Origin of the sequence: Halobellus captivus (assembly GCF_007655485.1) — an archaeon.
Taxonomy (GTDB): domain Archaea; phylum Halobacteriota; class Halobacteria; order Halobacteriales; family Haloferacaceae; genus Haloquadratum; species Haloquadratum captivum.
Genome location: NZ_VJXQ01000007.1, coordinates 79272 through 85448 on the forward strand (window position 1 = coordinate 79272; position 6177 = coordinate 85448).

Here is a 6177-nt window from a genome sequence, read left to right on the forward strand (position 1 = left end):
AGCGAGCGGTGCGGGCCGTAGAGTACCACACCGCCCAACCGTGGGGCGCGCTGACTCCGCAACAGACCCCGGGTGGGACTGAAAGGGGACGGACGCTCGACGTGCCCCGACGACGCAAGCACCGCAGGAACGAGGCGCGCAGCGAGACGCGGCCGTCGAGCGTTCGGGGGCTTTCGAGGTGACCGCACCAAACGCTAGCAGCTGTTTGTCTCTCCGGAAGACGTTTGACACAGCGTTGACCACTGATCATATGGTCCCGCTGACGCGTCGCCAGCTCCTCCACCAGACTGTAGCTGCCGGGAGTCTACTGAGTTTAACCGGATGTACCGCCCCGAACGTCCCCGGCCTCTCAGGTGGGGAGTCGGTGCCGAAGCCGTTCACGAACGACGCGTACACCGCGAGCTACACGACGTCTGGTCGCTGGCTGATGGAAGGACACGATGGCGGCCGAACCGGCCACGCGGCCTCCACAGTCCCACACGGCGACGTCGACGTCGCTTGGCTTCGGCGGCCGGGGAACGACCCACATGGCGCAACGGCCCCGGTCGTCGGCCCGGAGCGTGTCTACCTCGCCTATGTCGAGTCACCGGATGACGCTGAGCATTCGGTCGTCTACCTTGCAGGGTTCGATGCTGAATCCGGCGAGCAGCAACTAGATGTGCAACTTGAAACGGGCCGTGCAGTCGGACTCGCACTCGCGGACGACACACTCCTGGCCGTCACGCGTGGTCCGGACTACGAGCAGGCGGCCTTGACTGCCCTCGCCCGCGACGACGGGTCGATCCAGTGGACGGAGACGATTCCGGACGTGACTGGCTCGCCAGCAGTCGTGGACAGAACCTGTTACTTGGCGACGCGAGACGAGGACAACGCGGTGTACGCCTACACGCTGGATGGCACCCAACAGTGGCGCACACCTATCGACGGGGAGTGCTACACAGCGATCTGTGCGGACCACGACGGCGTCTACGTCGGATTAACTGACGGACGTATTGCAGCACTTGATGCGACGACCAGTGAGAGACAGTGGAGCAAACAGATCGCCACACCTGACGAGTGTTGTCCGGATATTCAGGGCACACCGACGGTCGCCGAGGGCCGTCTGTACGTCCCGGGCATTGCCGAGGAACTCGTCGCCGCCGATACCGCTGATGGAACCGTACTGTGGCGGACAACCGTCGTCGACGAGGACTACGGGAACGCGATACCCTCACCAGCGGTCACAGGAGATACTGCGTACGTGAATACGTATCACGGAGGGCTCGTTGCAATCGATATCTCGGACGGGGCGATTCGCTGGCGGTCGGCCGAGAGTGGGGACAACCAACCCCCTGCCGCCGGTGACGGTGGCGTGGTCGTGCCGCGGAACGACTCCGTCGTTGCCTACGAGACGAGTGACAGCCAAGCGTGGAACCTCGAGATCACAGTCCCCGACATCGGGATGGCGGGCTACATCACGGATACTGAAGTCACACTGGCACACGGAATGTGCTACGTCGGAATCGCTGATGGACGGATCTACGCGATTGGTGCCAGCGAGTGAAATAATTCATTCTTAGCAATCCAAAATCGACTATTGATAGATACAGAGAGTGAGATCTGCACACAGGCCGATTTCACCCGCTGGGTTTTACAATTCGCCGAACAGCAACGCCGCCAGCAAATCCCAGAGTTCCGACTATTACGGCATAGACTAGACCGATCACGCCCGCCGATAGCACAGCATCGGCAACACGGTCGCTCGTTCCCGATTCAAGAAATCCTTCGAGATATACTGCGAAGGGGATACTGAATGCGATGAGCCACGCGATTACGAGCCCATCGTTCTGGTATGCGAACCACGCAATCCCCGAACAGATGACGAGCGAGACACCTCCAATGAGAATCTCAAACGGAATCTGTGTGAGGTATGGTTGGAGGTTCAGCACGCTGGAACTGACGAAGAACAAGACGAAGAGGCCGATCGAAATTCCGACCCCGGCTTTCGAATGGTTAGGTCGGGATCCAAAAAGCAATCTGTTGGCAGTGGAGGGCATGTTACGTGACGAGGGCTGGGAACGAAATAACGATTGAGTACGCTCATATCGAATTTTGAGCGTTCTCTCTGTTCGAGTACCAGTTCCACCCGATCCATAGACCCACCAGAAGAAGACTGAACAGGCCGCCGATAAGGAAACCAATCGCCAGCGGGAAGCCGGTTACTTGTCCAGCCGATGCGTTCATCTGGATTCCGAATAGCATTGAATCATCAACGACGATGCCGATGGCGAAGCTTGTCGCAATCACAACTCCAACAGCGGAGACGAGTTGCTTCAGCCGTGACAGGAGTCCAGCTTGACGTTCCTCGGTTCCGACAAACAGGACAATCGGCTCGTCTGAAGGTCCATAGATCCGCATCTCTTGACCCTTCTCCGAATATCTAGTATCAGCGACTTCGATCGCTCCTGCGTCTTCGAGCTTCGTGAGATGATACGAGACGTTCTGCACCGAACCGCCAGTCCGATCTGCGATCTCTGAGGGTGTCGCTGGTTCGGTGTACACCTCAGTGAGGATTTTACGGGCAGTCGTGGACGAGATCGCGCTCAAGACCTCGTTCGTTTCCTCATCGTCCATCCCAAGGACCTGAATCTCTCCTTTCTGGCGAGCGTCAACGTCTGTGTCAGAGTATGGTAGAAGAGACATATTTCAGTTTAGTCCGATGTGCTACTGAAACTCAATTGGGATGTCGGTCAGCAGTACCTACCGATTCGGCTGGCTTTGTTGAAATCCTGTCGGTCAGATGCTATCGCTCGTAAAACAGCCGCTACGTAGAGATTTCATTTCCTGCGCTGGGGAGCCCTATCGGACAGGACGGCGTGTCGTTCCCGAAGTGGCCAGTATCACGCGCTTGCGGCTCGTTGCTTACGGCGATATTCCAGCCTCCCTGTGACACCCGCAAGAGCGACGACGCCCACCCAGAGGAGGATATACAGAGCAAATGGTGTCGGCACAGCAGATGGTGGACGAACAGGGCCCGCTAGCCACGAGCCGAATCCTGAAAGGAGCAGGAATGCAGCGACGATGATGGCAGGTGAGATGACCTTCTCACCAACGTAAAACAGGACTGGAACGAATCCAAGGAGAAACATTCCAAGGAGGATATACGCTCCATTGAGTGGTTTGGTCATGAGCAGTTCCCACAGATTATCGAACCAACGATTCCAGAGCAAAACAGCCACACCTGCGTGGACCAGTCCACCAACCAAGCCGCCGATAATCGAGGTTCTTGTTACGATCGATTGCGTTGAGGTACGTGACATACACGTCAGTTGACCACCAGGGCCCTTAGTACGATGTTTGGGCCAAAATTAATTTTGACAGATGAGGATGTCGACCATCTACCTGTTCCGGGCCCACCACAGGACGACCAGTCCAAGGACGAACAGTCCCCCGAGGAGGAACTCCAGTCCCGGGAAGGAGAGGAGTTCCAGAATCGTCGGCGTATCACCTGCACCACCTGGCTGTCCAAATGCCTGAAAGACAAACAGGAAAGCAGAGACGAGGAACAGAAGCCCCGTCGCGCCGACGAGCCGCTTCAGTAGGTCGAGGAGTCCCGTTTTACGTTCCGTGGTGCCGACGAAGACGACGACGGGGTCGTCTGCGGGTGCATACACGTTCATCTCTTTGCCCTTCTCTGAGTACCGGGTATCAGCCACACGGACCACGCCTGCCTCTTCGAGATTGTCGAGGTGGTAGGAGACGTTCTGCAGGGACAGATCGAGTCGGGTAGCAAGTTCAGATGGAGGTGCCGGATCGTCGTAAATTGCAGTCAGGATACGCCGCGCCGTTTCCGACGAAAGGGCCTCAAACACGTTTGCTGTCTCATCTTCATCCACACCGAGAACTCGTATGTCGCCCTCTTGCTCGGCAGTCACGTCGTCAGTGGAGGGCAACAGAGACATGCTCTCTTGTCCATCTCGTACTGTCATAAGTCCATTGTGTCCGCGTGATACAGCCTTCTCTAGTCAGTAGCCTTATTCTGGAGATAGAGCTGTACTTGGAGTACGTCCGAGTAATGCAAGCGTCCAGCGGGTCGACATCCACTCCACACAATGGAAGCGTCCGCTCGCTAGCGTCAAGGACGCTACGGCGGCACCTCGCGGGTCTGTGCGCTATTCGTTGGGCGACACTGCGGCACCCTCAACGGGAAACCACTGGTGATCGTCCCACTGGAACCGCACGGGCCGTGCCGTCGGCCTGACTGTTGTGTTCGTTGCTCGTTCGAGTAATGTTCTCGAAGCAACGAGGTCGGCGTGGCCGTCGAAACCACACGGACAGGTGAGCGTCTCTCGATGCCGGCGTGTTCGGTCCCGTTCGGCACATTCTGGACAGGTCTGGGACGTCCACGCCTCCGAGATTGCTTCTACGTCGATTCCATACTCTTCACAGACTGATCCGAGTCTATCAATACACTGCCGATGCGCCCAGAAGGTCCGTGCTTTGAGATTCGCCTCCACCGACCAGTACTCACCGAGCACTCCGGTGAGATCGCCGTGGTAGAGCGTTGTAACACCAGCTTCGTCTAACCGTTCAACTACGTCACGGAGGAGCGCGTTCACCGCATGATCGCGCCGTCGAGAGCGCTTGCGATAGAGACGCTTGATTCGCTGACTGGAGTGTTGTCCGTCGGGGAGTTTCGCTTGGGCGTTGGCGATAGCGTTAGTCGTCTCTCGGAACCGATCGAACGGGGTTTGTCCACTGTAGAGATACTGCTCCCCGGTCGTTGTCGTACAGGCGACGAGCACATTCGCACCGAGATCGAGTGCAGCGGACTCGGAGCCATCTGATCTGCTCTCTTCGACGTCGTCGATGGTTACGGATTGATGCACACGGTACGTCTCTTCGACCGAGTCGTACGAGATTTCGAGGCGGCCAGCGTCTCCACACCACTTTGGATCGCCCCGAACCGGTAGCCGAAGCCGCTCGTACATCCCGAACCCGTACTCGTCTTTGAGGTCCATTCCGATGGGTATCTCCAGTCGTGAGCGCTCGTTCCACTGGAGCGTGTATGCGTCGTTTCGAATGTAGGTTCGCAGCTCTCGGCCATCGTCTCGATTTCCCCAGTAGCCGGGGGGACTCGGATCGTATTCTGGCTCGTCGAGAAGCTCGAAGAAGGACCGCCACGCGGTATCGTTCACGCGGGCAATCTGCTGGGTCGTCGCACCGCCGAGTACGTCGACATACTCGTCGTAGTAGCCATCGCACTCCCAGACACTCTCTCCTTCGAAGAACTGCTGTCGGCGGTCGTAGGTGAGTGTGTTCCAGAGGCTTGCCGAGGCGTCTAGCACCCGTACGAGAATCTCTTCTGTCGTCTCGGACCGGGGAACGATATCGAAGGTATTCGTTCGTCTCATGTGTGATTCCTCTCTGGTGAAGGCCCGATCACGTCGCGCCCCCGCCCGTTACGGGCGCAAAAAACACAGCACGAAAGTCGGGGTGTATCATCGGTCGTTGCGTCCCCACATCCGTGGGACGTACCCGAGCTGTTCGATGTCGTCGGCGTAGTCATGAAGGAGTCCGACGAGAACGATCTCGGGAACACCCGCTTCGGCTTGGTCGACCAACCACTGCTCCAGTTCGTCTTCCGCCTGCTCAACCCGGCCAAGGTCAACCGCCATCTTGTCGATCCTCCTCTGAGTGACGATACGCCTGTCGCTGGTGGTGTTGTTCCATCAGAAATCACCTAGCTCCTATGCAGGCGTGTTCAAACCGCGCCTGCACCCATTGCAGGCGCTAAAAACCCTATCGGCGTGGTCAGTAGAGGGCAGGTCAGATATCGATATGCCCAGTCGTGTCCGGCCCGGACTGCGGGTCCGTGTCCAGGGCGACTGTCGCCGAGAACGCGCGCCGCGGTGTGGCGCGCGACAGCGCAGGCGGCACCAAGCCCCGGAACGCGAAAGCCCGCAAGGGGCGCAACCCCTCGCGCTTACCCGCTGGCGTCGAGGGCACATGCACTTTAGCCCGGAACGGGCGCGGGCGGTGCGGAGAGCGCCCGCACGCCCGGAATGGTCGGTCGCGAGCGACGCGGAGGGCGGCAGCGGCGAGCGGGGCGGGCCGTAGAGAAACACCGTTCAACCGAGCCCGACGCTCAGTGACACAGCCGATATCCTGGTGGACTCAGAAAGGGCGAGGCCGCCT

The 6177-nt window shown here is 58.6% G+C and carries 7 protein-coding genes; 1 reads left to right on the plus strand and 6 read right to left on the minus strand.

Annotation, left to right across the window (positions count from 1 at the left end):
- Positions 1-250 precede the first annotated feature (250 nt).
- Positions 251-1543, plus strand: a complete 1293-nt coding sequence (locus FJT57_RS15080; RefSeq protein ID WP_144906664.1) for an outer membrane protein assembly factor BamB family protein — start codon at positions 251-253, stop codon at positions 1541-1543.
- A 73-nt stretch (positions 1544-1616) separates the two neighbouring features.
- Here FJT57_RS15080 and FJT57_RS15085 read toward each other — a convergent pair whose 3' ends face one another.
- The 6 genes from FJT57_RS15085 to FJT57_RS16740 all read right to left on the minus strand — a co-directional run bounded on the left by FJT57_RS15085 (position 1617) and on the right by FJT57_RS16740 (position 5657).
- Entirely contained in the window at positions 1617-2036 is a 420-nt protein-coding gene (locus tag FJT57_RS15085; RefSeq protein WP_089699268.1) for a hypothetical protein, read from the minus strand.
- 43 nt (positions 2037-2079) lie between these two features.
- Positions 2080-2682 (minus strand): ArsR/SmtB family transcription factor, encoded by a 603-nt coding sequence (locus FJT57_RS15090; protein WP_089699265.1) that lies wholly within the window; start codon positions 2680-2682, stop codon positions 2080-2082.
- Positions 2683-2879: 197 nt separating this feature from the next.
- Positions 2880-3299, minus strand: a complete 420-nt coding sequence (locus FJT57_RS15095) for a hypothetical protein (RefSeq protein ID WP_139173382.1) — start codon at positions 3297-3299, stop codon at positions 2880-2882.
- A 78-nt stretch (positions 3300-3377) separates the two neighbouring features.
- Positions 3378-3941, minus strand: coding sequence for an ArsR/SmtB family transcription factor (locus FJT57_RS15100; protein WP_089699264.1), 564 nt, complete (start codon positions 3939-3941; stop codon positions 3378-3380).
- Between the two features lie 210 nt (positions 3942-4151).
- Positions 4152-5393 carry an RNA-guided endonuclease InsQ/TnpB family protein gene (locus tag FJT57_RS15105; protein WP_144906666.1) on the minus strand — a complete coding sequence of 414 codons (1242 nt, stop codon included), beginning with the start codon at positions 5391-5393 and terminating at the stop codon, positions 4152-4154.
- Positions 5394-5480: 87 nt separating this feature from the next.
- Entirely contained in the window at positions 5481-5657 is a 177-nt protein-coding gene (locus tag FJT57_RS16740) for a hypothetical protein (RefSeq protein WP_170830673.1), read from the minus strand.
- Between the last annotated feature and the right edge of the window lie 520 nt (positions 5658-6177).

What these genes read in the sequence shown, in the direction of transcription:
- FJT57_RS15080 (WP_144906664.1), top strand. Translation starts at nt 251, where the DNA reads ATGGTCCCGCTGACGCGTCGCCAGCTCCTCCACCAGACTGTAGCTGCC.
- FJT57_RS15085 (WP_089699268.1), bottom strand. Translation starts at nt 2,036, where the DNA reads ATGCCCTCCACTGCCAACAGATTGCTTTTTGGATCCCGACCTAACCAT.
- FJT57_RS15090 (WP_089699265.1), bottom strand. Translation starts at nt 2,682, where the DNA reads ATGTCTCTTCTACCATACTCTGACACAGACGTTGACGCTCGCCAGAAA.
- FJT57_RS15095 (WP_139173382.1), bottom strand. Translation starts at nt 3,299, where the DNA reads ATGTCACGTACCTCAACGCAATCGATCGTAACAAGAACCTCGATTATC.
- FJT57_RS15100 (WP_089699264.1), bottom strand. Translation starts at nt 3,941, where the DNA reads ATGTCTCTGTTGCCCTCCACTGACGACGTGACTGCCGAGCAAGAGGGC.
- FJT57_RS15105 (WP_144906666.1), bottom strand. Translation starts at nt 5,393, where the DNA reads ATGAGACGAACGAATACCTTCGATATCGTTCCCCGGTCCGAGACGACA.
- FJT57_RS16740 (WP_170830673.1), bottom strand. Translation starts at nt 5,657, where the DNA reads ATGGCGGTTGACCTTGGCCGGGTTGAGCAGGCGGAAGACGAACTGGAG.